Annotated in this window: 30 protein-coding genes; 7 read left to right on the top strand and 23 right to left on the bottom strand. The window is 66.4% G+C overall.

Annotation, left to right across the window (positions count from 1 at the left end; genetic code table 11):
* Positions 1-656 precede the first annotated feature (656 nt).
* From AB4Y76_RS16545 to pdhA, 5 genes are all read right to left on the bottom strand, one after another.
* The gene (locus AB4Y76_RS16545; RefSeq protein ID WP_441927227.1) at positions 657-1,418 is read right to left on the bottom strand and encodes an enoyl-CoA hydratase/isomerase family protein; all 762 of its coding nucleotides are present in this window, start codon (positions 1,416-1,418) and stop codon (positions 657-659) included.
* Positions 1,419-1,557: 139 nt separating this feature from the next.
* The gene (lpdA, locus tag AB4Y76_RS16550; RefSeq protein WP_441927229.1) at positions 1,558-2,946 is read right to left on the bottom strand and encodes a dihydrolipoyl dehydrogenase; all 1,389 of its coding nucleotides are present in this window, start codon (positions 2,944-2,946) and stop codon (positions 1,558-1,560) included.
* Position 2,947: 1 nt separating this feature from the next.
* Positions 2,948-4,225, bottom strand: a complete 1,278-nt coding sequence (locus AB4Y76_RS16555; protein ID WP_441927231.1) for a dihydrolipoamide acetyltransferase family protein — start codon at positions 4,223-4,225, stop codon at positions 2,948-2,950.
* On the bottom strand, positions 4,222-5,211 hold the full coding sequence (locus tag AB4Y76_RS16560; RefSeq protein WP_441927233.1) for an alpha-ketoacid dehydrogenase subunit beta: 990 nt from the start codon (positions 5,209-5,211) through the stop codon (positions 4,222-4,224). Before AB4Y76_RS16560 ends, AB4Y76_RS16555 begins: the two co-directional genes overlap by 4 nt.
* Positions 5,211-6,302 carry a pyruvate dehydrogenase (acetyl-transferring) E1 component subunit alpha gene (gene pdhA / locus AB4Y76_RS16565; RefSeq protein WP_441927235.1) on the bottom strand — a complete coding sequence of 364 codons (1,092 nt, stop codon included), beginning with the start codon at positions 6,300-6,302 and terminating at the stop codon, positions 5,211-5,213. Before pdhA ends, AB4Y76_RS16560 begins: the two co-directional genes overlap by 1 nt.
* A gap of 472 nt (positions 6,303-6,774) precedes the next feature.
* On the opposite strand from pdhA, the gene AB4Y76_RS16570 reads away from it, so the two are divergent.
* A complete protein-coding gene (locus AB4Y76_RS16570) occupies positions 6,775-7,404 on the top strand; it encodes a TetR/AcrR family transcriptional regulator (RefSeq protein ID WP_441927237.1) in 630 nt (209 codons plus the stop codon).
* Here the strand turns inward: AB4Y76_RS16570 and paaI are convergent, their stop codons facing one another.
* From paaI to paaA, 9 genes are read right to left on the bottom strand one after another with little or no spacing between them, the layout of a single operon-like run.
* A complete protein-coding gene (gene paaI, locus AB4Y76_RS16575) occupies positions 7,405-7,827 on the bottom strand; it encodes a hydroxyphenylacetyl-CoA thioesterase PaaI (protein ID WP_441927239.1) in 423 nt (140 codons plus the stop codon). It abuts the gene before it with no gap.
* Positions 7,821-8,666 carry a 3-hydroxyacyl-CoA dehydrogenase family protein gene (locus tag AB4Y76_RS16580; protein WP_441927241.1) on the bottom strand — a complete coding sequence of 282 codons (846 nt, stop codon included), beginning with the start codon at positions 8,664-8,666 and terminating at the stop codon, positions 7,821-7,823. Before AB4Y76_RS16580 ends, paaI begins: the two co-directional genes overlap by 7 nt.
* Complete coding sequence (locus AB4Y76_RS16585) at positions 8,663-9,412, bottom strand: enoyl-CoA hydratase/isomerase family protein (protein ID WP_441927243.1); 750 nt, start codon at positions 9,410-9,412, stop codon at positions 8,663-8,665. The genes AB4Y76_RS16580 and AB4Y76_RS16585 overlap by 4 nt, the downstream gene beginning before the upstream one ends.
* Positions 9,409-10,587 (bottom strand): thiolase family protein, encoded by a 1,179-nt coding sequence (locus AB4Y76_RS16590; RefSeq protein ID WP_441927245.1) that lies wholly within the window; start codon positions 10,585-10,587, stop codon positions 9,409-9,411. Before AB4Y76_RS16590 ends, AB4Y76_RS16585 begins: the two co-directional genes overlap by 4 nt.
* A 33-nt stretch (positions 10,588-10,620) precedes the next feature.
* The gene (gene paaE / locus AB4Y76_RS16595) at positions 10,621-11,724 is read right to left on the bottom strand and encodes a 1,2-phenylacetyl-CoA epoxidase subunit PaaE (protein ID WP_441927247.1); all 1,104 of its coding nucleotides are present in this window, start codon (positions 11,722-11,724) and stop codon (positions 10,621-10,623) included.
* Positions 11,724-12,245, bottom strand: coding sequence for a 1,2-phenylacetyl-CoA epoxidase subunit PaaD (gene paaD, locus AB4Y76_RS16600; RefSeq protein WP_441927249.1), 522 nt, complete (start codon positions 12,243-12,245; stop codon positions 11,724-11,726). Before paaD ends, paaE begins: the two co-directional genes overlap by 1 nt.
* The gene (gene paaC / locus AB4Y76_RS16605; RefSeq protein WP_441927250.1) at positions 12,242-13,177 is read right to left on the bottom strand and encodes a 1,2-phenylacetyl-CoA epoxidase subunit PaaC; all 936 of its coding nucleotides are present in this window, start codon (positions 13,175-13,177) and stop codon (positions 12,242-12,244) included. Before paaC ends, paaD begins: the two co-directional genes overlap by 4 nt.
* A gap of 7 nt (positions 13,178-13,184) precedes the next feature.
* A complete protein-coding gene (gene paaB, locus AB4Y76_RS16610) occupies positions 13,185-13,481 on the bottom strand; it encodes a 1,2-phenylacetyl-CoA epoxidase subunit PaaB (RefSeq protein ID WP_441927252.1) in 297 nt (98 codons plus the stop codon).
* Positions 13,481-14,455, bottom strand: coding sequence for a 1,2-phenylacetyl-CoA epoxidase subunit PaaA (gene paaA / locus AB4Y76_RS16615; protein ID WP_441927254.1), 975 nt, complete (start codon positions 14,453-14,455; stop codon positions 13,481-13,483). The genes paaB and paaA overlap by 1 nt, the downstream gene beginning before the upstream one ends.
* Before the next feature lie 149 nt (positions 14,456-14,604).
* On the opposite strand from paaA, the gene paaZ reads away from it, so the two are divergent.
* Both paaZ and AB4Y76_RS16625 read left to right on the top strand, forming a co-directional pair.
* Positions 14,605-16,635 carry a phenylacetic acid degradation bifunctional protein PaaZ gene (gene paaZ, locus AB4Y76_RS16620; protein ID WP_441927338.1) on the top strand — a complete coding sequence of 677 codons (2,031 nt, stop codon included), beginning with the start codon at positions 14,605-14,607 and terminating at the stop codon, positions 16,633-16,635.
* Positions 16,636-16,648: 13 nt separating this feature from the next.
* Positions 16,649-16,951: an EthD family reductase gene (locus AB4Y76_RS16625; protein ID WP_441927256.1), complete on the top strand. Its 303-nt coding sequence runs from the start codon at positions 16,649-16,651 to the stop codon at positions 16,949-16,951.
* Positions 16,952-17,159: 208 nt separating this feature from the next.
* Here the strand turns inward: AB4Y76_RS16625 and AB4Y76_RS16630 are convergent, their stop codons facing one another.
* Positions 17,160-17,369 carry an SRPBCC family protein gene (locus tag AB4Y76_RS16630; RefSeq protein ID WP_441927340.1) on the bottom strand — a complete coding sequence of 70 codons (210 nt, stop codon included), beginning with the start codon at positions 17,367-17,369 and terminating at the stop codon, positions 17,160-17,162.
* Between AB4Y76_RS16630 and AB4Y76_RS16635 the strand changes: the two genes are divergently transcribed.
* On the top strand, positions 17,310-18,473 hold the full coding sequence (locus AB4Y76_RS16635) for a Glu/Leu/Phe/Val dehydrogenase dimerization domain-containing protein (RefSeq protein WP_441927342.1): 1,164 nt from the start codon (positions 17,310-17,312) through the stop codon (positions 18,471-18,473). The genes AB4Y76_RS16630 and AB4Y76_RS16635 overlap by 60 nt on opposite strands.
* Positions 18,474-18,907: 434 nt before the next feature.
* Here the strand turns inward: AB4Y76_RS16635 and AB4Y76_RS16640 are convergent, their stop codons facing one another.
* From AB4Y76_RS16640 to AB4Y76_RS16660, 5 genes are all read right to left on the bottom strand, one after another.
* Positions 18,908-19,393 carry a CoA-transferase gene (locus AB4Y76_RS16640; protein ID WP_441927258.1) on the bottom strand — a complete coding sequence of 162 codons (486 nt, stop codon included), beginning with the start codon at positions 19,391-19,393 and terminating at the stop codon, positions 18,908-18,910.
* Positions 19,317-19,547 carry a CoA-transferase gene (locus AB4Y76_RS16645; RefSeq protein WP_441927260.1) on the bottom strand — a complete coding sequence of 77 codons (231 nt, stop codon included), beginning with the start codon at positions 19,545-19,547 and terminating at the stop codon, positions 19,317-19,319. Before AB4Y76_RS16645 ends, AB4Y76_RS16640 begins: the two co-directional genes overlap by 77 nt.
* On the bottom strand, positions 19,547-19,894 hold the full coding sequence (locus AB4Y76_RS16650) for a CoA transferase subunit A (RefSeq protein WP_441927261.1): 348 nt from the start codon (positions 19,892-19,894) through the stop codon (positions 19,547-19,549). Before AB4Y76_RS16650 ends, AB4Y76_RS16645 begins: the two co-directional genes overlap by 1 nt.
* On the bottom strand, positions 19,891-20,346 hold the full coding sequence (locus AB4Y76_RS16655; RefSeq protein WP_441927263.1) for a CoA transferase subunit A: 456 nt from the start codon (positions 20,344-20,346) through the stop codon (positions 19,891-19,893). The genes AB4Y76_RS16650 and AB4Y76_RS16655 overlap by 4 nt, the downstream gene beginning before the upstream one ends.
* A 100-nt stretch (positions 20,347-20,446) precedes the next feature.
* The gene (locus AB4Y76_RS16660) at positions 20,447-21,607 is read right to left on the bottom strand and encodes a Glu/Leu/Phe/Val dehydrogenase dimerization domain-containing protein (protein ID WP_441927265.1); all 1,161 of its coding nucleotides are present in this window, start codon (positions 21,605-21,607) and stop codon (positions 20,447-20,449) included.
* 283 nt (positions 21,608-21,890) lie between these two features.
* Between AB4Y76_RS16660 and AB4Y76_RS16665 the strand changes: the two genes are divergently transcribed.
* From AB4Y76_RS16665 to AB4Y76_RS16675, 3 genes are all read left to right on the top strand, one after another.
* A complete protein-coding gene (locus AB4Y76_RS16665) occupies positions 21,891-22,361 on the top strand; it encodes an Lrp/AsnC family transcriptional regulator (protein WP_441927267.1) in 471 nt (156 codons plus the stop codon).
* Positions 22,362-22,729: 368 nt separating this feature from the next.
* Positions 22,730-23,080 carry a nitroreductase family protein gene (locus AB4Y76_RS16670; RefSeq protein ID WP_441927269.1) on the top strand — a complete coding sequence of 117 codons (351 nt, stop codon included), beginning with the start codon at positions 22,730-22,732 and terminating at the stop codon, positions 23,078-23,080.
* 624 nt (positions 23,081-23,704) lie between these two features.
* Positions 23,705-25,078 carry a hypothetical protein gene (locus AB4Y76_RS16675; RefSeq protein ID WP_441927271.1) on the top strand — a complete coding sequence of 458 codons (1,374 nt, stop codon included), beginning with the start codon at positions 23,705-23,707 and terminating at the stop codon, positions 25,076-25,078.
* Here AB4Y76_RS16675 and AB4Y76_RS16680 read toward each other — a convergent pair.
* The 3 genes from AB4Y76_RS16680 to AB4Y76_RS16690 are packed head-to-tail and all read right to left on the bottom strand — an operon-like array spanning position 25,055 to position 26,477.
* Positions 25,055-25,441, bottom strand: coding sequence for a hypothetical protein (locus tag AB4Y76_RS16680; protein WP_441927273.1), 387 nt, complete (start codon positions 25,439-25,441; stop codon positions 25,055-25,057). The two genes, AB4Y76_RS16675 and AB4Y76_RS16680, sit on opposite strands and share 24 nt — an antisense overlap.
* Positions 25,438-26,226 (bottom strand): metallophosphoesterase family protein, encoded by a 789-nt coding sequence (locus AB4Y76_RS16685; RefSeq protein ID WP_441927275.1) that lies wholly within the window; start codon positions 26,224-26,226, stop codon positions 25,438-25,440. Before AB4Y76_RS16685 ends, AB4Y76_RS16680 begins: the two co-directional genes overlap by 4 nt.
* On the bottom strand, positions 26,223-26,477 hold the full coding sequence (locus tag AB4Y76_RS16690; RefSeq protein ID WP_441927277.1) for a hypothetical protein: 255 nt from the start codon (positions 26,475-26,477) through the stop codon (positions 26,223-26,225). The genes AB4Y76_RS16685 and AB4Y76_RS16690 overlap by 4 nt, the downstream gene beginning before the upstream one ends.
* Positions 26,478-26,530: the final 53 nt, after the last annotated feature.

Genomic DNA, 26,530 nt, shown 5'->3' on the forward strand with positions numbered 1-26,530 from the left:
CGTGACCTGGATCGAGAGGACCTATCACCGACGTCGTCGACAGGCTGCTCTCGGCAGGTTGACCCCGGTCGAATACGAGTTGATCATGACGACAGCCGCCACTCAGGCGGCCTGACCGAACCTGTCACCCGTTCGTGCAGCAGACCCCTGACGTATCAGAAGCGCTTGGATATGACTTGCGCGAGTCCTCCGTTGGTGGCCTCAGGGAAGTGACCGGAGCACTGGACCCGAAAAGCGTTGCGCACGCCTTCGCTCAGGACTATCGCCAGAGGAGCGGAGCCGTGGATGGCTCTCTTCCGTCGGGCTTGGTAGTGCATGCACTGACTGCTGACGACCAGGACCTCAGTCGAGCGTTCCACGCCGATGATTGGGCCAGGTCGCACTCGTTGGTGTGCTGAGCGACCGGCTTGGTCGGCTGACGGTGCATTGGCCGACGGCCGCTGATCTGGCGCGGTCGAGCGCCTCGCCCGCGAAACGTGGTGGCATGAAGTAGACGGCCCAGCATCAGATTCGACGATGCCGGGCCGCCTACCTCTTTGGGAGTAGCCACCTGGCGGCGGGAGAACTCACCCCGGGACTCAACAACCCGAAGCTCACCGCCTGGTGGCGAATCGTGACCAGCGGTATGGACGGCCAGCCGGTCACGAGGTCAGGGGTCAACGAGCCAAGCGACTCATTGCTTGGCGAAAATCGTCCTGCCCGGTTGCGAAGATCTGTTCGTTGGTCTCGGCGAGAAGGGCAGTCTCCAGGTCCGCTCTCTGGGCCATCTCGACGAGCTGCCGCGTCGCCGCCGATGCGCGCTGATCGCGGCCGCCGAGACGCGTTGCCGTGAGTACGGCTGTTGCGACGACCTGGCCCGGTTCGACGACACGATCCACCAGTCCCCAGGTCAGGGCCTCGACCGCTTCGAGCTTGCGCCCGTCGGTCAGCCATCGAATGGCTCGTTCTGTGCCGATCAGGCGCGGGATGGTGTGCGAGGCCCCTGTATCGGGCACTAAACCGAGGTCGATGAACGCGGGCACGAACACTGCCCTCGTGGACGCAACTCGGGCCGTGCACAGTGCCGCTACCGCGAGTCCGGCTCCAGCGGCGACGCCGTTGACCGCAGCGACGACCGGCTTAGGGGCGTTGCCGAGAACGGTCGCAAGCGGCGCGTAGCCATCACGGAGGCGAGTGTCGTTGCCTCCGTGCGGAAGGTCGAGTTCGTCGAGGAGCTCGTGGAGATCCTGGCCGGCTGAGAAGGCGCGCCCGGACCCTGTCAGAACGATGCTGTTGACCTCGGGGTTGGCGAACGCCTGCTGGAGCGAAGCGCACAGGCTCGCGAGCATGGTGCGGGTGAAGGCATTGAACGAGTCAGCGCGGTTCAACGTGATGCACTCGATTCGCCCTTCACCCTCCCGTGTGACGGTGATATCCATGATCCGCCCTTTCGTCGAGTCCTGCGATCCGGTGCCGGCCGCCGTACGGGGGTTACCGGCGACCGACACCGTCACGGCTCGCGACGTCGGCGTCGCGAACCAAACTGCCGCTGCTGCTATGCACCAAGCGGCAGTCGTCTTATCCGTGCACGTGCAACGCCTTGCCGGCGAGTGCCAAGTGGGCCTCGCCGAGCGCCTCGTTCTGCGTCGGGTGCGCGTGAATGAAGGCAGCAACGTCTTCCGGGAGCGCCTCCCAGCCGACGATGAGTTGGGCTTCGCCGATCAGTTCGCCCACGCGCCCACCCGCGAGGTGTACCCCGACGATCGGGCCGTCCTTCCTGCGGACGACCTTGACTGAGCCGGCGGTCGTCAGGATCTGGCTGCGCCCGTTACCGGCGAGGTCATAGGTCAGCGTCTCGACGAAGTCGGCACCCAGACGCTCCCGCGCTGCGGCCTCAGTCAGCCCGACCGAGGCGACCTCGGGATCGCTGTAGGTCACGCGGGGGATGTTCTCGTCCGGAATCAGTACTGGATCCAGGTCAGCGATCTGGTCGGCAACGAAGAGACCGTGCTGGAATCCGCGGTGGGCGAGCTGGAGGCCCGGGACGATGTCGCCGACCGCATAGACACCGGGCCGAGTTGTTTGGAGCCTTTCGTCGGTGACGACGAACCCGCGGTCGAGCCTGACACCGGCCTCCTCGAACCCGAGGTCCGCAGTGACCGGTCCGCGACCAACTGCGACCAGGACGACGTCCGCCTCGAGCACATCCACGCCGGAGTCATTCGCGACTTCGATGTGCACGGATTCATCATCAGACATCACGGACGCCACCCGGGTGGTTGTCCTCACGTTGATGCCCCGGCGCCGGAAGGCGCGCTCGAGGACCTTGGAGTTGGCTTCGTCCTCACTTGCGAGGAGGCGCGGGAGCGCTTCGACGATGGTGACCTCGGCGCCGAGGGAACGCCATGCGGACGCGAATTCGACGCCGATGACACCGCCGCCCAGAACCACGACGCTCGCGGGGACACGGCCGAGTGTCAGCGCGTGGTCCGAGGTCAGAACTCTGTCGCCGTCGGGCTGCACGCCGGGGATAGACTTTGCATACGAGCCAGTGGCCAGGACCACGCTTTTGCCGTTGAGCGTACGGCCGTCAACCACGACCTTCCCGTGCTCGTTGAGCTTGCCCGCGCCTTCAACAATCTCGATAGCACGGCTTGCGATGAGGCTGGACAATCCTTTGTACAGCTTGTTGACCACGGACGCCTGGTACTCGAGAACTCCGGACATATTGATGGTCGAGAGTTCGGCACCGATTCCAACGTCCTTGGCGTGACGGATGGTGTCTGCGGTTTCCGCGGCGTGAAGGAGTGCCTTGGTGGGGACGCATCCGCGGTGCAGGCAGGTACCACCGACCTTGTCTTTCTCAACCAGCGCCACGCGAAGTCCGAGCTGTGCGGCCCTCAGCGCGCACGCGTAGCCGCCGCTGCCAGCACCGAGCACGACCAGATCGAATGAGTCGTTGTCCATGTCACCGCCTCGCCAGGAAAGCGATCGGGTTCTCGATGGCATCTGCGATGTGGCGCATGAAACCTGCCGCCGTGCCACCGTCGCACACACGATGGTCGAACACGAACGACATCTGCATGATCTTGCGAACCACGATGTCACCGTTGACCACCCAAGGTCGATCGATGATGCGCCCGAAGCCGATGATCGCGACCTGGGGGTGGTTGATGATGGCGGCGCTGCCGTCAACGTTGAACGAGCCGTAGTTGTTCAAGGTGAAGGTGCCCGCGGTGAGCTCCTCGGCGGTCGCCTTTCCGACCCGTGCACGCGCGGTGAGGTCACGGATCGCTGCGTCGAGCTCCGCTGCGTTCAGCGTCTCGGCCCCCAGGACTGCGGGCACAACGAGACCACGCTCGGACTGGACCGCGAGACCCAGGTTGACCTGGTCGTACTCGACGAACTCATCGCGCTCGGTGTCCACGCGACCGTTCAGGACGGGGTAGGCACGGAGGGCGTCGATGGAGAACCGAGCCAGGTGCGTGAGCAGGCCCGGTCCTGGGTCGTCAGGCAAGCGCGCATTCTCGCGCAGCGCCACAAGCTCGGTGGCATCGATGTCGACCCACACCGTGGCCTCGGGGATCTCCGAACGGCTGCGTGCCAGTGCTGTCGCAACCGTCTTCCGGAAGCCGCTGATCGGAGTACGCCGCTCGCCGGCGACCGTCGGTGCCGGCGACGGCGAACCGGCGCTGGCACGCACAACGTCGGAGCGCATGATCAGGCCGCCGGGTCCGGACCCGATCACCAGCGAAAGAGCGACCTTGTTATCCCTGGCCAGCGCCCGAACCAGTGGCGAGATAACCAGCGGCACCGTGCGAGGTGTGGCGGTATCGGTCGTGGAGACCGCCACCTGCTGCTTCGGGCGGCGGCGACGACCACCCGGCTCGCCGCCAGAGGTGCCGTACCCGATGAGGACGTTGCCGGATCCGGCACGCTCCTCTTCGCGGTAGGTCTCCGCCGCCGCAGACCCGGTGGAAGCCGCCGACGGCGCCGTGCCAGCGCCGTCGGCGGCGATCGTGATGAGGGGCGTGTCGACGCCGATGGTCTGCCCCTCCTCGCCGTGCAGGATCGCGACGCGGCCGGCGTACGGGGTCGGCACCTCGACGATCGACTTGGCCGTCTCGACCTCAGCGATCGCCTGGTCGACCGTGACTTCGTCGCCGACGGCGACCAGCCATCGAACGATCTCGGCCTCGGTGAGCCCCTCGCCCAGGTCGGGGAGGAGGAAGACCTGGTCGCTCACGAGTCCTCCCACTGAAGGTCGTCGACGGCGTCCAGGACCCGGTCCACGCTCGGCAGGTGCAGCTTCTCGAGCTTGGGCGGCGGGTACGGGATGTCCAGGCCGGTGACCCGGCGGATCGGTGCGGCCAGGGAAAGGAAACACCGCTCGGTCACCCGGGCGACGATCTCCGAGGACACGCTGGCGAATCCGGGAGCCTCGGCCACGACCACGGCGCGACCGGTGGACCGCACCGCGCGGGCGACGGTCTCGTCGTCGAACGGCACGATCGAGCGCAGGTCGACCACCTGCAGGCTGCGCCCTTCGGCGGCAGCCGCGTCGGCGGCCTCGAGCGCGACCGGAACCGCCGGGCCGTAAGCGATCAGGGTCGCGTCAGTGCCCTCGCGGACGATCGCCGCCTTCCCGATCGCCGCGGCCGGCGTACTCAGGTCGACCTCATCGGCACTCCAGTACAGCTTCTTCGGCTCCAGGAACACGACCGGGTCGGGCGAATCGATGGCGTGCCGGAGCAGCCAATAGGCGTCCGTCGGGTTGGCAGGAGCGACGACATGGAGACCAGCAGTGTGCGCGTAGTAAGACTCCGAGGAGTCGCAGTGGTGCTCCACGCCGCCGATACCGCCGGCGTACGGGACTCGAATGACCATCGGGACGCCGAGTCGCCCCTTGGTGCGGTTCCGCAGCTTCGCGACATGGGAAACGACTTGCTCGAAGGCCGGGTAGGCGAAGGCGTCGAACTGCATCTCCACCACGGGGTTCATGCCGTTCATCGCGAGACCGACGGCCATGCCCATGATTCCCGACTCGGCGAGCGGGGTATCGAAACAGCGGCCTTCGCCGAACTCTGCGGTCAGCCCGTCGGTGATACGGAAGACACCGCCGAGCGGGCCCACGTCTTCGCCGAGCACGAGGACCGACGGGTCGGCGGCCATCGCGTCGCGGAGAGCTCGGTTTAGAGCCGCGGCCATCGAGAGCTTCTCGTGAGTAGCCATCAGACGGCCGCCTCTCGCTGGAGTTCTTCGGCGATCATCGCCGCCTGTTCCCGCAACTGTGGTGTCGGACTGGCGTACACGTTCTGGAAGAGGGCCGCCGGTTCAGGCACGTTGTCGGCCATCAGTCCCTCGCGCATTGCCAAGGCGATGCCGTCAGCTTCGCTCCGCGCTTCGTCCGCCACGACGTCGTCCAGCAGGCCCGCGGTGCGTAGGTAGGTCTCGATCCGGGCGAGGGGGTCCCGAGCGGCCCACGCCTCGACCTCGTCGTCGTCGCGGTACCGGGTCGCGTCGTCGGCGTTGGTGTGCGCCTGCATCCGGTAGGTGTGCGCTTCGACCAGCTGCGGGCCCTCGCCTGACCGCGCGCGTTCGACCGCCGCGCCGAGCACGGCAAGAACGGCCGCGATGTCGTTGCCGTCGACCCGCTCGCCCGGGACGCCGTATCCGACTCCCTTGTGGGCCAGCGACGGGGCGGCGCTCTGCCGGCTCAGAGGAACCGAGATGGCGTACTCGTTGTTCTGGACGAAGAAGACGACCGGCGCCTTGAAGACCGCCGCGAAGTTCAGGGCCTCGTGGAAGTCACCCTCGCTCGTGGCGCCGTCGCCGCACAGGGCCATGGCCACAGTTTCCTCACCTCGAAGCGTTGCGGCGTGCGCGACGCCCACGGCGTGCGGCAATTGGGTTGCCAGCGGAGTCACCTGCGGTGCGACTCGACGCTCATACGGGTCGTACCCGCAGTGCCATTCACCCTTCAGCAGCTCCAGCACCTCCACTGGCGGCACTCCACGCGCGATCGCAGCCACGCAGTCGCGGTAGGTCGGGAAGAGCCAGTCGCCGTCCTGGAGGACCTGCGAGGCGGCAACCTGGCACGCCTCCTGGCCGTGGGATGATGGATAGACGGCGAGACGTCCCTGCCGCACCAGGGCATAGGCCTGGTCGTTGATCCGGCGTCCGGTCACCAGAAGTCTGTAGGCCGTCAGGAGATCTTCCGAACTCGGCATCGCGTAGGACGGCTTCTCATTGGCGGTCCCGTCCGGGGCGATCAGCTGAACCGGCTGGTCGGCCGGCAGCAACTTGGCGGGGTCATTCGTCATGCCAATATCGTCGAATATCGACCATCTGTACGCCATAGGCCACGGAGAAGTGCAGACCTGCTGCTTCTACCCTGGCTGTTATGTTGCCAAGTGTCTACCCTTGGTCGACCTGCGGCACCCGCGCGGAGACGAATGGCACGCGACTGACGAACAGATCCTTCAGATGCTCACCGAAGGCGTGCGTAACTCGATTCGCGGCCGACGTCCGCGGCGGCCGAATGGGATTGCGAACGGGAACTGTCGATCGGCCACCAGCGTCGAGCACGTCGCAGTCGCAGGGGGTATTCGACGTCATCCCGCACGTGCGGACGTCACAACAACCTCCGACACTCGTACTTGACCGGGATTCACAGCCCGGCTGGGGTGATCAGCATCCGACCGTTGCTGATCTTCGAGACGCCGACCTCGCGTCGGGTCATCACACTCGACGATCCTGACTACCTCGGCGCCTCCGCTGTGGAAGTCTTGGCCTATGGCTGAGGTCGTTCAACCCGTGAAGCGCGGTCGCGGGCGTCCCGGATATGACCAGGCGACAGTGCTGCGGCGCGCGATCGACCTGTTCAATGAGCAGGGATATGACGCCACCAGCATCAACGACCTCGCCACGGACCTCGGGCTCTCGAAATCAGCGATCTACCACCATGTCCAGAGCAAGGAGCAGCTTCTTCGCGCCGGACTCGACGAAGCACTCGACGGCTTGGAGGCCGTCATTCGCACTGCACGGTCGTCGCAAGGAAGGTTGTCCGCCGAGGATCGACTGCGTACGGCAGTGCACGACAGCGTTCGCGTCCTGACCTCGCACCTGCCGGCAGTCACCCTCCTGCTGCGCGTTCGCGGTAACAGCCCGGTGGAAGTGGACGCACTCGCCCGGAGACGAAAGATTGATGACGAGCTCGCGCGCCTGGTCCGTGAGGCGGTCGGCGAGGGCTCGCTGCGTGATGACCTGCCGCCCGACATCGTCAGCAGGCTCCTGTTCGGCATGGTCAACTCGCTGATCGAGTGGTATCGCCCTGACGGTCGGGTCGATGCCGCGAGTCTCGCAGAAACCTTGACGCACCTTGCCTTTGACGGGCTCGCGATGCGCGTGGAACAGAGCGACTGACTATCCGAGGGAGCGAGCTCGGCCTCGGAAGACGGCGACGATCTCGCTCTCGTGGCCGGCGGCGCGTCGAACAGTCACGTCGAAGATCCCCGAGCGCCCTGCGGAGGCAGTCTTCGATGCAACAGCCTCGAGCAGATCCCCCGCATTCACGGGAGCGATGAAGTCGATGCTGAAGCCGCTCGCGACCGTCTTGACGCCTTCAGAGTTGCAGGCGAATGCGAATGCAGTGTCCGCGAGGCACGAGACGAAGCCTCCATGGCACGAACCGAATCCGTTGAGCATGTCGTCCCGGACGAGCATCCGAGCGATGGCGAAGTTGTGGCCGACGTGCTCGAGGGTGATGCCGAGCGCCTGGCTTGCCTTGTCGGTCGCCCACATCGCCTTGGCGTTCTGCTGAGCTATCTGATTAGGGTCGCTCACCATGTGTAGAAGCCCTGGCCGGTCTTTCGACCCAGCTCGCCGGCGGCAACCTTGTCGCGAAGGATCTGCGGCGGCTCGAACCGAGGGCTGAGCGTTTCGGCCAGGTGGTCGGCGATTGCGAGCCTTACGTCGAGGCCGACGATGTCGGTCGTCTTCAGCGGTCCGGTCGGGTGCCGGTAGCCGAGGGTCATGGCGGTGTCGATGTCCTGGGCACTTGCCACGCCTTCTTCGACCATGCGCATCGCTTCAAGTGCAATCGCGACGCCGAGCCTGCTGCTCGCGAAGCCCGGCGAGTCCTGCACCGTGATAGGTGTCTTTCCGATCGCAGGCACCAAGTTCTGCGCGAGCGCGACGACCTCGGGGGCGGTAGCCGAGCCGACGACGATCTCGACCAGATCGCTGGTCGGAACGGGGTTGAAGAAGTGCAGGCCGATCAGTCGCTCGGGGCCGTTCAGGCAAGCAGCGAGGCCGCTGATGGACAGCGAGCTGGTGTTGGTGCCGAGGACTGCCCTCGGGGCCAGGGCTTCGACCTTGGCGAGGATGCCTGCCTTGAGGTCGACGTTCTCGGGTACGGCCTCGATGATCAGCTCGCAGCCGCCGAGGGCGGTCGCGTCGTCGCTGACCTCGAGACGGTCCAGTGCGGCGGCGAGCCCCTCCGCGAGTCCGCCTTTCTGCTCGGCCGTGGTCAGGCTCCGCGTTACTCGCTCGACCGCGGCTTGCACACCGGCGACGTCCGCCTCGATAACCGTGACCTGAGCGCCAGCCGCGAGGAACGTGTGCGCGATACCGGCCCCCATGCGGCCCCCGCCGAAGACGCCGACGTGATTCGGAAGACTAGTCACGGGTTGCTCCTGTTCTTGCGTTCGAGGAATGCGGTCATGCGGTCGTGCTTCTCTTCAGTCTCGAAGAGGACTGCCTGGGCGAGATCGTCGATGAAAGGGTGCGCCTCGCGGGGTGCGTGGAAAACCGCCTTGCTCAGACGGATCGCCAAGGCTCCTTGACCAGCGATGCGGTCGGCGAGGGCATTGCCGGCGTCGATCAGCGCGTCGGGCGCGACGACGTCGTTGAGCAGGTGCAGCTGTTGGGCTGCGTCGGCCTTCAACACACGGCCGGCAAGCAGGATCTCCTTGGCGATCGGTTCGCCGACGAGCTCCGCCAGTCGCCACGACGCCCCGGCAGCCGCAAGGATCCCGAGCCCGGGCTCGGGATTTCCGATTCGCACTTCAGGTGTGCCGATCCGGAAGTCGCAGGCGTAGGCGAGCTCGGCGCCGCCGCCAAGCACATAGCCGTCGAGCAGCCCGATGACCGGCATGGGCAGGCGCCGGATCCGATCGAAGATGCCGGAGTTGATCCCGGCCAAGGCGTCCTCCCGGCGGCGATCGCGCAGCTGGGCGATGTCCGCACCGGCGGCGAAGTTGCCGCCGGCTCCGATGATCAGCGCGATCCGCGGGGTCTGTTCGAGCTCGGCGCACACTTGGTGCAGCTCTTCGACCATCTGCCGGTCGATGGCGTTCTTCGCCTCTGGCCGATTCAACTGCACCAGCAGGCGGTCAGCGCGCTCCTCGACCTGGAGCGAGGACCAAGTCACGGGCGCTCCACCAGGAGCGCGCTGCCCTGGCCAACACCGACACACATCGTCGCCAGGCCGCGCCGGGCGCCCGCGCGCTCGAGGCGACCGAGCAGAGTGACGACCAGGCGGGTCCCGGAGCAGCCGAGCGGGTGGCCAAGTGCGATCGCACCACCGTCCGCGTTGACGATCTCCTCCTCGAGCTTGAGGTCACGCATGCAGGCGAGGACCTGGGCCGCGAATGCTTCGTTCAGCTCGACGGCATCCAGGTCGTCGACAGTCCAGCCGTGGCGGTCGAGAACCTTCTGCGTCGCGGGAACGGGCCCGATGCCCATGATCGACGGATCGACACCTGCGTTCGCAGCGCCGACCAGACGGGCGCGTGGGTTCAGACCGTGGCGCTGGATGAAGCGTTCGCTCGCGATGACGACCGCGGCAGCTCCGTCGTTCAACGAGCTCGAGTTGCCGGCGGTGACCAGTCCGTCCGGATGGTTCACCGGACGGAGGCCCGCGAGTCGCTCCAGGCTGGTGTCGGCACGAGGCCCTTCATCCACCGCAAACTCTCCGCCGCGTACCGCGACCGGCACGATCTCGGCCTCGAATCGCCCGGCGTCGATCGCAGCGAGTGCGCGCTGGTGAGAGTGAAGGGCGAATCGATCGAGCTCATCGCGAGCCAATCCCCATTGCTCGGCGACCCGCTCAGCGGTCTGCGGCATGGACAGAGTGGTGTCCGCCGGGAACTCCGGATTCGTGAAGCGCCATCCGATGGAGGTGTCGAACGACGCTCCCGGCTTCGCCCACGGCTTGGCCGGCTTCTCAGTCACCCAAGGCGCGCGAGTCATGGACTCCACCCCACCCGCGATGACGAGGTCCGCCTCGCCCGAGGCGATCATCTGCCGAGCCGTGGCGACAGCAGTCAGCCCGGAGGCACAGAGCCGGTTGACAGTGAAGCCGGGTACCGTGGTCGGGAGGCCCGCAAGCAGTGCGGCCATCCTTGCCACGTTCCGGTTGTCTTCGCCCGCCTGGTTCGCAGCCCCGAAGATGACCTCGTCGACAAGCTCCGGGGCGACCGCGGCGCGGTCCACTGCCTCTCTGACAACGAGGGCAGCAAGGTCGTCAGGACGAACGGTGGACAGACCGCCGCCGTAGCGACCGATCGGGGTGCGGACGCCGTCGATGATGAACGCCTCGGACATGAGTCTCCTTCAGAACTGCTGCGAGCGGTCGGTTCAGGCGTCGAAGTCGACGGTGACTTCGTCGGTGACTGGGTGGGTCTGGCAGGTGAGGACGAATCCTGCGGCGACCTCGTCGTCGTCGAGGGCGTAGTTGCGTCGCATGTCGACCTGGCCGGTGACGACCTTGGCCCGGCAGGTACCGCAGACACCGCCCTTGCAGGCAAACGGCAGGTCATTGCGGGATGCAGCGGCGGTGTCGAGGATGGTTCCAGCCCGCTCGACCGTCGCGGTGGTCGTGCGACCGTCCAGGACGATGGTGACGTCGCTGACCTCGCCTTCGAGAGCGGCGACCTCGCGGTGCAGCTCCGGAGGCGGCTCGTCGACGTAGAAGAGCTCGAAGTGGATGTGGTCCTTGGGAATCCCCACCTCATCCAGTACCTCGCGAGCGTCAGAGATCAAGCCGAACGGCCCGCAGAGCCACACGTGGTCCAGGCCGTCGACAGGCACGACGCTTGCCAGCAACCGGCGCAGGCGCTCGGCATCGAGCCGTCCGGAGAAGAGCTCGACGTCACGGGGTTCCCGGGAGAGCACGTGCACCAAGTGAAGCCGGGGACCGTACCGGTTCTTCAGGTCAGCCAGCTCCTCGGCGAACATCACCGTCGAGGTGGTGCGGTTCCCGTACAGCAGCGTCACCCGGGCCTCCGGGTTCGCGAGCACCGAAGTGGCGATCGAGAGCATCGGGGTGATTCCGGATCCGGCGGCGATGCAGAGGTGTCGGCCACCCTCCTCCGGGTCGGCACGGAAGCTGCCCGTCGGGCTCTGGACCTCGACGACGTCGCCGGGGCGCAGGTCACGGACCAACCAGGTAGAGAACAGTCCGTCGGGGATCTCGCGAACCCCAACACGCGGGGCGGTACCCACGGCAGAACAGATCGAGTACGACCGACGATGCTCGGTGCCGTCGATCATCCGGCGGATCGTCAACGATTGACCGGCGTTGAAGTCGAAAACGTCCTTCAGGTCGTCGGGCACGTCGAACGTGATCGCTGCAGCATCATCGGTCAGCCGCTCGATCGTCGCGACCCGGAGCGCGTGGAAGCCAGATCGGGAGCGGTTATCCACCCGGATCTCCTGGTCGGTTTCGACGGAGGCGGTCATCAGATCTCCTTGACGTGCTCGAACGGCTCGAGGCACGAGTTGCAGCGGTAGAGCGCCTTGCAGGCCGTGGCGCCGAACTCCGAGGTGATGGCGACATCAGTGGAGTCGCAGCGCGGGCAGTGCAGCGCGCGGCGGGTCGGGGTGAGGGAAAGTGGTACCGGGCCCAGCCGCTCGCCGACGTGGGAGGGCGCGGAGATGCCGGCATCCCGGAGGGCGGCGCGACCCCGCGGCGTGATCCAGTCGGTGCTCCAGGCCGGGTGCAGGCTGACCCGGATCTCGACCTGTTCGAAGCCGCGGTCCGCCAGGGCGTGGGCCAGGTCGTCGCGCATCGTGGCCATGGCAGGGCAGCCGGAGTAGGTGGGGGTGATCGTCACGATCACGGCGTCTCCCTCCAGCCGGACATCGCGCAGCACCCCGAGGTCCTCGAGGGTGAGCATCGGCATCTCGGGATCGGTGACCGCGGCCGCGACGGTGCGGGCGAGGTTGGCTCGGCTCTCGGCGATCAGCGTCGGCACCGTCACCACAGCCCCAGCGGGTGTGCGCGGGCGGCAACCTGCATCTCGGCCAGCAGCTTGCTCATCGCTTCGGTGTGCCTGCCGTCACGGCCGCGGCCACCGGCGACCGCGCCAACCTGCTTGACCTGCGGGCGCTCGACGCCGGAAACCGCGAAGACCTGTTCGAGGACGACCTCGACCTCGGCGACGACGTTCGCGGGGTCGACGCCGACGCCCTCCCGGGCCACGTTCTGCTCGACCGGGTGTGAGGCGCGCAGCTCGTCGTAGAACGGAAGCACCTGCTCCAGTCCGTCGAGCAGCCGGCCCCTCGACTCCTCGGTGCCCTGGGCCAGGGTCACGAACCAGCGCCCGGCGTAGTCCCGGTGGTACGTGAGCTCCTTGACGCCCTTGGTCGCGATCGCGGCGAGCACCTTGTCCTTGCTCTGCGCGAGGCGCGCGAGAATGCTCAGCCGGTGGGTCGAGAAGAACAGGAGGCGCACGATGGTCTCAGCGAAGTCTCCGTTCGGGCGCTCGACGTACCGGACGTTGCGGAAGGCAAGATCGTCGCGGAAGAACGCCAGCGCATCCTCGGCCGGGACCGGCGATCCTTCCGGCAGGGTCGGCACCAGACTGGGGTCCGCGGCCGCCGCCCGAGCGAGGAGCAGGCGCGCCTGGCCGAGGAGGTCGAGCGCGATGTTCGCGAGCGCGATGTCCTCCTCGAGGTCCGGGGCGTTGCTGCACCACTCGGAGAGGCGGTGGGAGTAGATCAGCGCGTCGTCGCCGAGCATCAAGCAGTAGGCGCCGAGCGCAGCAGCGTCGACCCCGTCCGGAACCGTCGTGTCGACGCCGGCCAGCGGGTCCTCGAAATCGGTGCCGAAGGCCCACTGGCTCGGGTCACCGCCGAGCAGCCCGTCGTAGACCGAGTCGTGATCGGCGTCGTGGTCGTGCACGTGACTCATCGCGGCCTCACATGTGGGGGACGTTGTCGGGGATGGCGTAGAACGTCGGGTGCCGGTAGACCTTGTCGCCGCTGGGCGCGAAGAGCGGGTCCTTCTCGTCCGGGCTCGACGCCGTGATCGCGTCGGCGCGGACTACCCAGATGCTGACGCCCTCGTTACGACGGGTGTAGACGTCGCGAGCGTGACGCACCGCCATCTCGTCGTCGGCGGCGTGCAGTGACCCGACATGGACGTGGTTCAAGCCACGCTTGCCTCGCACGAAGACCTCGTAGAGGGGCCAGTCTTGCTGCCCGTTGGTGCTCATCAGCTCGCTCCGTTCGTGTTCGCATCGTTGCTGTCGGACGCAGCGTTTCGGGCCGCGAAGGCCATCGCCGCGTCACGCACCCAGGCGCCGTTCTCGTCGGCCGCGCGGCGGTGCGCGATCCGCTGGGTGTTGCAGGGACCTTCGCCCTTGATGACCGCGGCGAACTCCTCCCAGTCGGGCTGACCGAAGTCGTACGCCCCGCGCTCCTCGTTCCAGGCGATGGCGGGGTCTGGCAGGGTCACTCCGAGCGCCTCGGCCTGCGGGACGGTCATATTGACGAACTTCTGCCGCAGCTCGTCGTTGGTGTCGCGCTTGATCCCCCACGCCATCGACTGCTCGGTGTTCGGCGAGTCCGCGTCGGGCGGCCCGAACATCATCAGCGCCGGCCAGTAGAAGCGGTCGACCGACTCCTGGACCATCGCGCGCTGCTCGTCGGTCCCCCGCATCATCGTCATCAGCAGCTCGTAGCCCTGCCGCTGGTGGAACGACTCCTCCTTGCAGATCCGGATCATCGCGCGCCCGTAGGGCCCGTACGACGTCCGGCACAGCGGCACCTGGTTCGCGATCGCGGCGCCGTCGACCAGCCAGCCGATGGTGCCGACGTCGGCGTACGACAGGGTCGGGTAGTTGAAGATCGAGGAGTACTTCTGCTTGCCGGAGATCAGCTTGTCGGTGAGCTCGCGCCGGCTCTCCCCCAGCGTCTCGGCAGCCGAGTAGAGGTAGAGGCCGTGGCCGGCCTCGTCCTGCACCTTGGCCAGCAGGATCGCCTTGCGGCGCAGCGACGGCGCTCGTGTGATCCAGTTGCCCTCCGGCTGCATCCCGATGATCTCGGAGTGCGCGTGCTGGGCGATCTGGCGGATCAGCGTCTTCCGGTAGCCCTCAGGCATCCAGTCCCGGGGCTCGATCCGGTCGTGGTGCGCGATCGTGGCGTCGAACGACGCCTGCAGCTCGGCTTCGCTGTCCGCCAGCGTCATGTGCTTCCTCCAGATTCCTGGTGCCCAGGTATTTACTGACCGAACGGTCTGGAATAGTGTTACACGAGTCCAGCAGACGTGCAATGTCTGTGTAAGACCTGCACGCGAACCGCCGTGAATGACTTCGAAGGGACAGAACTGTGAGCGAGATGCTCGAGAGCTACGCCGCCGGACGGTGGCTGCGAGGCCAGGGAGAGGGAGCCCCGCTCCTGGACGCCAGCACCGGCGAGGAGATCGCGCGCATCTCCAGCGCCGGCGTGGACATCGCCGCGATGACCGCGCACGCGAGGCGGGTGGGCGGCCCGGCGCTGCGCGAGCTGACATTCCACGAACGGGCGGGCCTGCTCAAGAGCCTGGCCAAGCACCTGTCCGCCGACAAGGACGAGCTCTACGCGTTGTCCCTGCGCACGGGCGCCACCCAGCGCGACTCGATGATCGACATCGACGGCGGCTTCGGCACTGTGTTCAGTTACGCCAGCAAGGGGACCCGCGAACTACCCAACGACACCATCGTCCTCGACGGCGGTCTGGAGCGGCTCGGCAAGACCGGCGTCTTCGCCGGTCAGCACATCTACACCAGTCGGCCGGGCGTCGCCGTTCAGATCAACGCCTTCAACTTCCCGGTCTGGGGCATGCTCGAGAAGCTCGCGCCGGCCTTCCTCGCCGGCCTGCCGACGATCGTGAAGCCGGCCAGCCAGACGGCGTACCTGACCGAGCTGGTCGTCCGCCGGATCATCGAATCCGGCATCCTCCCCGAAGGCACGCTGCAGTTGCTGTGCGGTTCGGCCGGCGGGCTTCTCGACGAGCTGGACGAGCAGGACGCGGTTGCCTTCACCGGGTCTGCGCACACAGCCGGGGTGCTGCGGACGCACCCGAACGTGCTGCACGGCGGCGTGCGGCTCGGCGTCGAGGCCGACTCGCTGAACTGCTCGATCCTCGGCCCCGACGTCTCCTCCGAGGACCCGGAGTTCGAGCTCTTCGTCAAGGGTGTCGTCGCCGAGATGACGGCGAAGGCCGGCCAGAAGTGCACCGCCATCCGGCGCGTGATCGTGCCGACGGCGCTGCAGGACGCTGTCATCGACGCCGTCTCCGCCAAGCTCGCGAAGGTCACCGTCGGCAACCCGGCCAACCCGGAGGTACGGATGGGGGCGCTGGCGTCGCTGGAGCAGCGCGGCGAAGTCCGCAAGGCCATCGAATCCCTGCGCGCCTCGGCCGAGGTCGTCTTCGGCAACCCGGACCAGGTCGACCTGGTCGACGGCGACCCCGAACGCGGTGCGTTCCTGAGCCCGGTCCTGCTCAAGGCAGCCCCCGGGGCGGTGGAGGTCCACGACGTCGAGCCGTTCGGCCCGGTCAGCACCGCAATCGGATACGACGACCTCGACGAGGCGATCGCCCTGGCGGCGCGCGGCAAGGGCAGTCTCGCCGGCTCGTTGGTCACCAAGGACGGCGACATCGCCCGCCAGGTCGTGCTCGGCGTCGCCCCCTGGCACGGCCGGATCCTGGTTCTCGACAGCGAGGCCGCCCCGGAGTCAACCGGCCACGGGTCGCCGATGCCGGTCCTGGTGCACGGCGGCCCCGGCCGCGCCGGTGGCGGTGAGGAGCTCGGCGGTATCCGCGGCGTGCTGCACCACATGCAGCGCTCCGCGGTCCAGGCCTCTCCGAACATGCTCACCGCGATCACCCGTCGTTGGACGGCTGGTTCGACCAGGCACGAGGACGGCATCCATCCCTTCCGCAAGAGCCTGGAGACCCTGCATGTCGGCGACACGATCTCGTCGGCCAGCCGCAAGGTGACCTTGGCAGACATCGAGCACTTCGCCGAGTTCACCGGGGACACGTTCTACGCGCACACCGACGAGGAGGCTGCAACGGCGAACCCGCTCTTCGGCGGGATCGTCGCCCACGGTTACTTGGTCGTCTCGCTCGCGGCCGGACTCTTCGTCGACCCGGAGCCGGGGCCGGTGCTCGCGAACTTCGGCGTCGACAACCTCCGGTTCCTCACCCCAGTCAAGGCCGAGGACGAGATCGCGGTGACCCTGACGGTCAAGCAGATCACTCCACGGACCTCGGCCGACTACGGCGAGGTCCGGTGGGACGCGGTGGTCACGAACGGCGCCGGCGAACCCGTCGCCACCTACGACGTCCTCACCCTGGTCGCCAAGAACTGGCCGGCAGCCTGAGGAGGCTGACGAGATGCACCGCATCACCATCCAGTACGCCATGCCTGAGAATCCGGCGGACTTCGACGAGCACTACTTCACCCGGCACGTCGAGCTGGTCCGGCCCCTTCCGGGGCTGGCCGGCTTCAGCTGGTCGAAGCCCCGGCCGCTCGGGGGCGAGCAGACCGTCTACCTGGTCGCCCAGCTCGACTTCGAGTCCGCGGACGATCTGAAGGGCGCGCTTCGCTCCGCGGAGATGGCCGCCGCAGGCGAGGACGCAGCCGGGCTCGGCGTGGCGACCACTATGTTCAGTGGAGAGGTCGTCGAGGGGTTCTGACGCTTCGCGGCGTTTGGTCCGAACTGGCAGAGACATATCCCGAGAGGACCTTCAACCAGTTCTCACGCGACGATCGCGTTCGTCCTGATCTAAGGCGAAAGTGCGGCCATCCATCAGGATGGCCGCACTTCCATTCAGACGCCTGCCGGCATCGGTCGCCGGAAGCCCCCGTCAGAGGCTGCGCACTTTGGAACCGTCTCTCTCGGGCCTAGTGGCCGGCAGATGCAAGCCAGCTCTGATAGGCGCGGTGAAAATCTGCGACTGACGTCTCTTCGAACGACAGCGGGCCCGGACGAAACGCATGCGACTGCACCCCCAGTTGAGTGCGCTCGCACAGTGACCAATCCTGCTGGCGGTTATCAACTCGCTCCGTGGCGGCGCCGCCGGCGGTGGCACGCGCATGCGTCCAGGCCTGGATCGCAGTGAGGTGGAGGCCTTGGCGAAGACGATGGAGGTCAAATTCACTGTCTCAGGGCCAGTCATCGGTGGGGCGAAGTCAGGCATCGACTTCGACCCAGCTGACCCGAGAAGCAAGGAGGTGCTCGCCCGTTGGTTCAGAGCAGTTAGCCCGCTCCTCAAGAACTACTACGGGACTGGCGGCGACCTGAACGTCGACGAAATGCACGACGTCATCCCCCTGACTGAGCGATACGGCTTGTGGCATCCACAGGAAGGAATCGTCAGGGGCCACTTCGCGGGCGATGATCAAGCACTGATTCAGAAGATCGGAATGCTGCGGTCGGGCGTTTCAAAGATCGTTGAGGACCCGTCGTACACCCCCGATCGAAGCGGAAGATACACGGTCGCTGACCTGATCACCGGGTGGGGCGTCGCAGAGTCCGTCGCCCATTTCTATGGCGTCTATGGATCCGACACGGGGCGGACCCTGGCAGGACGACGTGTGCTGGTCCAGGGCTGGGGAAACGTCGGCTCGGTAGCGGCCTACTATCTCGCTCGATCGGGAGCCAAGATCGTCGGCATCATCGATCGGGAAGGAGGGCTTGCGAACCCGGACGGATTCTCATTCGACGAGATCCAGGAACTGTTTCGGCGGAAGGTGGGCAACTCGCTTCAGGCCGAAGATCTCATCCCTCACCGGGATCTCGATGACTGGATCTGGGATACCGGCGCCGAGATCTTCCTTCCGTGTGCTGCTTCGCGATTGGTCACCGAGGAGCAGGTCCGCCGGCTCGTTGCGAGCGGCCTCGAGCTGATTGCATCGGGTGCGAACGTCCCGTTTGCGGATGAGGAGATTTTCTACGGACCGACCTACGAGTTTGCCGATCAGAATGTCGCGGTTGTTCCCGACTTCATCGCGAACTGCGGGATGGCTCGGGTGTTCACGATCCTGATGCAAGGGGTCGACGAACCGTCCGATGACCTGATCTTTGGCGACGTCTCATCCGTCATCCGGTCCGCGCTCGAAGCCTGCTACGAACGCTCGCCTGCGGCGACGATGGTTGCCGCCACTGCGCTCGAGATTGCCCTTGAGCAGCTGAGCCAGCCAACGGGCTCTAAGTAATGTCTCGCCCGCTCCCGTCTGCGTGGCAACGCGGGAGCGGGCGAGCATTTACTTGCCACGCATCCAAGAGCACCGGAACAGAGGTTCTCGCGCAAGGTCTCCTGCGGGCAACCCTTCAGCGCTACGAGCATCAGCGCCCCGCATCCAGGCGAGCAGCGAGCTCGCCTGGTTGCACGGTTAGGTGCGTCCAGACGAGCTGCGCTCGGCGGCTCGTAGCAGGGCTGCGGCCGTCGGCCGCACCGAGCAGGTCGTCATCGAGCTCGAGATGGCCAGGATCCGACCTGGCCAGCGCGACGTTCGGCTGGATCTGAGACTCCTACAAGCCCGCCCGTCGCCCGCAGGCTCGACTACCGATCACGCGTCGAGTCCGAACACCTTCGCAAGCCGCTATCCCCGACGGCATCGTCACCACACCGAAACCGTCGGAGAGCCAGTTACAGGTCAGGGGTTATCAGTCTTGGACCCGTGCGCTCCTGGACTTCCTCAAGTGAGGTGTCCGGCGCCAGCTCGACCAGCATGAGGCCCCTAGCCGTCACATCCAGGACCGCCAGATCGGTGATGATGCGATCCACGCATCGGCGGCCCGTGTACGGCAGCAGACACTCATCGACGATCTTGGGTTCGCCGTCCCGGGAGGCGTGTTCCATCAGAACGACGACTCTCCTCGCTCCTGCGACAAGGTCCATAGCGCCACCCATGCCCTTGACCATTCGACCTGGAATCATCCAGTTCGCCAGATCACCCTGCGCAGATACCTGCATCGCGCCAAGCAGCGCGACGTCGACCTTGCCGCCGCGGATCATCCCGAACGACATCGCGGAGTCGAAGAATGACGCGCCGGCGTTAACCGTGACGGTTTCCTTGCCTGCGTTGATTAGGTCTGCATCGGCCTCGCCTGGTCGGGGGGTAGCCGCCAACACCAAGGATCCCGTTCTCCGACTGCAGGACGAGGTCCATTCCTTCGGGCACATGGCTCGGAACGAGCGTGGGGATTCCAATTCCGAGGTTCACATACATTCCGTCAGACAGTTCCTGAACAGCTCGAACTGCAATCTCGTCTCGAGTCCATGCCATCAGAGCTCACCCTTGTTCGAGATCGAGGCGACAGGAGGCCGCGTTGTCAGCTTCTCAATGCGCTTGTCGCGCGACGCCTCCGCGTCTAGGGGGACGACCCGATGAACAAAGACTCCTGGCGTATGAACCGCGTCAGGTTCTAGTTCACCTGGTTCGACCAGGTGCTCAACCTCAGCGATGGTCAGCCTGCCGCACATCGCAGCCAGCGGATTGAAGTTGCGAGCGGATCGCCGAAACACGAGGTTCCCGTGCCGGTCGCCCTTCCAGGCGCGAACCAAACCGAAATCAGTGACGATCGCCCGCTCGAGAACGAACTCTTGGTGACTGTCGCCGGTTGCGAACATCATCGTTTCCTTCGGAGGCGACGCCTTGGCGACATTTCCAGCCGCGTCGTAGCGCCACGGGAGGCCCCCTCGGCAACCAACGTACCGACGCCAGTGGGTGTGAAGAAGGCCGGGATTCCGACCCCACCGGCGCGCATCCGCTCGGCGAGAGTTCCCTGCGGCGTCAGCTCGACCTCCAGCTCGCCGGCGAGGTACTGCCGCGCGAACTCCTTGTTCTCGCCTACGTAGGACGCGACAACCCGCCGCAGGCGTCCGGAGGTGAGGAGAAGGCCCACACCCCAGTCGTCGACGCCAGCGTTGTTGGAGACGACTTCGAGATCGTCGACCCCGGCCTCCATCAGTGCGGTGAGCAATCGGGAAGGGATGCCGCAAAGCCCGAACCCGCCCACAGCGAGGGACGCTCCGCGCCCGATGTCAGCGACAGCGTCAGCGGGACTTCTTACAACTTTGTCCATGTCAGCCCCTCACCGTCCTGAATTGGCTCGCTGCCGGAGGGGTGCAATCGGTTGTGGGTTGCGAAATGTGGCGACGCAGGCGAACCGAGGACGACGCAGATCAACGGACACGTTCAGCCGCGATCCGGCGTGCTGCCCGCTCGGCGCCAACGCCCTCGGCACGGGCTCGAGCGAAGATCTGCTCCAGCGTGTGTCCGATCTCGAGGACGTGCCGGGAGACCATCTCGGCACTCCAGCCAAGGACCTCCCGACCGACGAGGTGGATCGCACCCCCGCCATTCGCCACAAAGTCCGGGGCGTAGACGATTCCACGACGTGCCAGTTCGTCGCCCGCCGATTCGCTAGCCAGCACGTTGTTTGCGGCACCCGCAATCGCCTTCGTACGAATGGATCGGGCAACACTGTCGTCGACAATTCCGCCAGTTGCGCAGGGCACGAAGACATCTGAGGTCTGCGAGAGCACCTGGTCGGTTGGGATGACCTCTACTCCAAGCTCGTCTGCAGCCCGCTTGCACTGCGCTTCGTTCGGGTCCGCAGCTACGACATGAGCACCGTCCATCGCAGCCCTCTGCGCTACGTCGTAGCCGACCGCTCCGAGGCCCTGAATGACGACTCGCCGCCCACGTAGGTCGCTGATGCCGGCATCATGAATCGCTTCGATCATCGACACGTAGACGCCGTGCGCAGTCTCCGGTGCACTAGAGCCGGGGCCCCCTGCCCCAACGGAGCGACCGAACGCGTAACCACTTGACGCGTGCAGAGAGTCCATATCCTCAGACGACGTGCCGACGTCAGGTCCGGTCCAGTAGTTCCCGCCGAGAGACTTCAGCATCTCAGCGTGCACCTTGAGGATCTGATCCCAGTGGTCGGCCGAAATGTCGCGCCGAGCCTTGGGCAAAGCGATGGTTGATTTTCCGCCGCCCATCGGAAGGTCAGCCATGATCATCTTCAGAGTCATGGCGCTGGCCAGTCGCGTCGCATCCTCGACCGCGGCGTCGAAGCCCGCGTAGTTCATCGCGCGCGTGCCCCCAGCAGCGGGCCCGAGGCGCCGGGAATGGATGGCAACCGTAAAGAACGCGCCAGTGTCCCTATCGAATCGGCAGCAGCTCAGCTCCCCATCCCAATCCTCGATGACCTTTTCGATGCTCACAGGCAATTCCTTCACTCTTAGTATTTGAATGCTGATGAAAACGGGATCCAGCACTCCCCCGCCTGCGCCGCCGACAACATGCGAGTGTCGCGAAGCCAGCTCGCTGCTCAATAACGGCTGATCAGGGGCGGAAAGTCTTGGTCGCGCCGGTGTCGACGACGCGTTGGGTTGCACTCCTCGCCAAGCGGGAACGCCTTGTCCCCACCGGTAAGCACGACTGCTCACACGCCGTCACCCAAATGCCGCGGGAGTCAAACGTCATGTTGAAATCATGAATCTTCGACCAACTGTCCGACAACGGTTGCGCGGAATCGCGGATAGGTGGCAATCTACTCGCCAGTATTCAGCAATTCGTCTACACACGGCGGCTGAGTTCAAAGGTGGCGGGAGACAGATGGCGAGCGAGCTGGACGACACGGACGAGCGGATCCTGCGACTTCTCACCGCGGACGCCCGGCTGTCGATGAGGACGATCGCCGAGCGCGCGCACATATCTCGCGCGAACGCGTACTCGCGGTTCAACCGACTGCAGGCAGAGGGTGTCATCCGAGGCTTCACCGTGGATGTGGACCCGGTTGCGCGAGGTCTCACCACGAGCGCATACGTGACTCTCAATCTGCGGCAACCGGACTGGCAGGCCACACGCGACGCACTGCTGGCGCTGCCGGGGGTGGTGCACTTCGCGGTCGTGGGAGGCGAGTTCGACGTCATCATGCTCGTCCGTGCGCGGGACAACACCGCGTTGCGGGACCTCGTCCTGGAACGGATTCAGAGCATGCCCGGTGTGATCAGCACCCGCACGCTTCTGGTCTTCGACGAGCAGACGACGGCGCGTCCGAGTTCCTCGGCCGAACCTCGCGAGTAAAAGACCCGACGGGCTGGCTCCGATCACGGATTTACCGCATCGGGTCAAGGCCGAGCCATCGCTCGAATCACCGATCTGCGACATGTAAGCAACCGTTCCACGGCGCCACCGCGGTGCTCCCGTGCGGAACACCCCCCACTACCCCGCCTCTTTCGATGCTTCCGCGAGCCGTATGGTCAGCGCCACAAGCAGATCGGCCTTCTCGTCGTCCGAGAGCTCGTTGACAACAGCCTCGACCAGCGCCGCCGGGCCGTCGGTCCGCCGACCGGGCTCGACGGTCGAGCGCCTCGTTGACCGGGCGCTGCAGGGAGGAATCCTCTCGACGGATCTTGCACCGGCCGTTGACGCTTTGCGTGCAAAGAGGTCGAGTGGTCGTCACCTACGACCCGACCCGCGGCGGCCCCGCCGTGCTCGGACGGCACGCGACCACCGACGCCGGCCTGTACTCGACCTGCCTGGCGTTCCAGAACCTCTGGCTCGCCGCGACGGCCGAGGGCCTCGGCGTCGGCTGGGTCTCCTACTACCGCGAGGAGTTCCTCCGCGACCTGCTCTCCATCCCCGCCACGGTGCGGCCGGTCGCCTGGCTCTGCCTCGGCCCGGCCAGCCGGCTCCAGCAGACCCCGGACCTGGAGCGCTTCGGCTGGCGGGACCGGCGACCGCTCGCGGAGGCCGTGCACGAGGAGCGCCACCGCACATCGACCCGGGGCGGGCAGGCCTAGTGCCTGCCGATCTGGGTGCCTGACAATCGCGCAGGATCTAACTCCGACAAATCCGTCAGCCACGGTGCAAAACGCACAGTGAGGGCAGCCTTCGCCTGGGTGGGACTTCTATCGAAAAGGGGCACGTGGCGGAGCGCGGCAAAGGCGTGGCAAGTATCCCGAACTATCCAGGCAAGACCGAACGCTCGAGATGCTCAGAGAAACGAATCGAAGACGACGCGCCCACGAGCCGAGTACAGGCAGGGACGGCGAGCGCAGCGAGCCTCGTTAATGGGGTCCATCGACGTGCTCGCCGAGGCGGCGCTCTGAGGGCTCGGTCTGCCGAAAGTTTGTCGTCGCAAGCGGTGTCGCGCCGCCGCTGTCGCGGGTCGTCGGCCGGTGTGCCGACGGCGGCACAGAGTAGACAGCCAGGCTGCCGACGAACCCGGGGCCAAGAGACCACTTGAGAGACCGATGAACGACCAAATACCGCCGCACGCGAGCACGCCCCAACCGAGGACCGTGCCGGCCCGGCGAGCGAAGCAGATTCCTCGATCGCGGATCACCGCGGACGGGGTCCGAAGCGGGACTGCCCGGGCCTGGCCGCTGGTGCTCGTCCCGTCGCGGATCGAGGGTTCGCGCCTGATGAGCATGTGGCGGATCGACCCGTACTGGGACCCGATCTGGGGCGGCCGCAGCTACCCCATGCCGTGGCCGGCGCCCCCACCGTTGGGCGGGCCGAAGCAGACCGCCGCGATCGAGAAGCTGCTGCGCAAACCGCTGCCACTCGTGAAGGCGCTCGGCGCCTTGCACGCCTACCGAACGATGACGACACCGCAGTGGGCGGCCTTCACCGGCATGCCGGCGTTGGCGAACCCAGGCAGCACCCTGGTCACCGCGTTGCGCGAGGCCGGTCTCGTCGAGATCAGCACCGCCGCTATCGCCAGATCAGGGGTCGCATCGAGGAGCTGGACCGAGTCCAGCAACGGCCAGCCACACGAACGATCGCCCCTCCTCGTCCGCCTACGCGACAGCGACGCTTTCGCCGAACTCGTCGTCCCGCGCCTGACGTGGCCGGAGTGGGTCGGGGTCACCGGCGGGCAGGATCGACTGAACCTCGGACGGCAGTCCGAACGGCACAACGTGCTGGCAGCCGAGCTGGCCCTGCGGTTCGCGGAGTACGCCCACGTCGGCACCGTCCTCGGGGAAGCGTTCAGCACATTCCACCTCTTGTTCGAACCCGGAGTCGACCTCACGAAGCAAGGCAAAGCCCGAGCCATCCAGCTGCAGCAAGCCGCCGCCGACCTGACACTCGTGCTGCCTGGTGGACCCCGTATCGCGGTCGAGGTCACCTGCAACGTGAACCGATCTTTCGGGGCGAAAGTGGAGCGCTGGGCACGAGAGCTCGAGAAGTTCCCAAGCCCTCTCCCGAACGTGAGTGTGGTCTTCCTGATCGCGCCATCGAACGCAGACCGCGATCGACGTCAGATCCGGCAGATCACCCGCGTCGCACGCAACGAAATCGAGGCTGCTTGCGCTCGGCACACCGGAACTTCGCTGAACCGAACTCGAGAGCGCATCAGCGTCGCCCACTGGACCGACTGGTTCCCTGCCGAACATCAGCTGAGCGACGACTTCCTCCTCCTGACCGCAAGCCGACCACCCGTCGACCCTGGCTCCGCCTGGCGACCAACGGAACTGATTCGCACGGAGGTCGACGCGACGTTCGGCGTTCCCGGAGACCTCCGAGCGGTTATCGATAACGCGGGCCTGCTCGGCCAGACCCCGTCCTGGTTGCGGGCGCCCACATCGCCGCCGGATCTGGCGGACGTCCTCATCGCCGACGCCGGCTGGACAAGGCTTCCTCACCCCAGCCCTGCCCACCCGACCAGGCCGCCGAAAGGTCGTGTTCTCGGCGCGGCATCCGGGGCTGTTCGAGGGACCCAAACCCCCCGCCGGCTTCGCGGTCTCGCGGTCGAGGCGAACGCTCTTGGGTCAGGTGAGCCGCCGAGTCCCTAGGACGACGTTGGTCATCCGGGTCGTTGCCGTTGCACCGTCGCCGACCAGGTCGAGCAAGGCGATCAGGTAATGGTCGAGACGTACAGGTTCCAGGTTGAGCAGCGGGATCGGTTCGTGGTCACGGCGCAGGCCAGGAGTCTGGTTATCCATGCCGATCGGCAGCGGAGCGACAGGCATCCGCCTGCCACCGCCAGCGATCCAGTCGGCCACACGCCACCGGTCCGGGGTACGGGTCAGCGTGCGGGCATCGAGGTCGACGACGTAGACGGAGTTGCTCGCGGTGACCACCTCCCAGACCCCAGCGCAGGCGCCGCATAAGGCAACGTCTTCTTCGTGGTCGTGGTCATGCGGACTGCTGTTCACCAGACCTCCAGCGTCTCCAGGTTGAGCAGTGCGATGTTTCCGGCGTGCTGGTTTCTGTGGAGGCTGACGATCCGGGTCTCGTAGCTGACCCCGGGCATCGTGAACTTCGTGGAGTCAGCAACATGGAAGTGCCCGTGGAAGAGGATGCGCGGTCGCACGCCTTCGAATGCGGTCGTCAGGCGCTCCTGACCCAGTGCCGCCCAGGCCAGCCCGCGGTCGGTCCAGCCCCACGGGTTGCCCTCGCAGATCGACCGCACCTTGGGGCACTGCCACGGTTTGCCGGGGGCGTCGTGGGTGAGCATGACATCGGCGTAGCCGCCCGCCGCCACCGCTTCGGCGGTCGCCTGAGGGATCATTTCCTCAGCCCACCAGTCCTTGCCCTGACTCCTCGTCGGAAAGTCGACCGAAGGTGCGCCTCCGAGGCTCACGAACGACCTGCCCCCAAACACGAACCGATGCCCCGCCGGATCGCGCGGATGAACGGCGACATGATCACTGAGCCAGATCATCGGACCGAGTTCGTTCCGCTCCTCGAGGCGCTCTTGGCGCTGGAGCATCCGAGCCCAGTCCTCGTGATTCCCCAGGGTGACGTAGACCGTCAGGCCGTACTTGGCGCAGACCTTCTCGACCGTCCCCAGGAATCGCTTGCCGGTCGGCCCCGGCCAGATGCCGAAGTCGCCCACGTGGAAGAGCGTCCTAACTCCCTGCTCGCCCAGCCCTTGAAGTCGCGCGTTCGCCCAGGTGAGGTCGCCGTGCCAGTCGCCGGCCAGGGCGACCAGGCTCACGGAGCATCATCCGAGCGCTTCCGACGCCGCCCCAGGGGCGGCGTCGGCAAACCCAGGTGAAGGAGTTCGGTGCGGGCCGAACTGCACCACGGGCAGTTGCACCGCAGTACCAGGTCGCTCTTCCGGGCGTTCTCGATCGCGTGTACCTCGCACAGGAGGACGTAGCCGTCCTCGGGCTCGGCGCGGACGTGCATCAGGATCTCGTGCTCGGCGTCGCAGCCGTTGCGGTAGCAGTAGATCTGGTTGCTCATGGGATTCGGGCGTCCTGTCGTTGAGGCGTGCGTGACTGTCCGGGCGCGGACCT

Origin of the sequence: Marmoricola sp. RAF53, assembly GCF_052114005.1 — a bacterium.
GTDB lineage: Bacteria > Actinomycetota > Actinomycetes > Propionibacteriales > Nocardioidaceae > Marmoricola.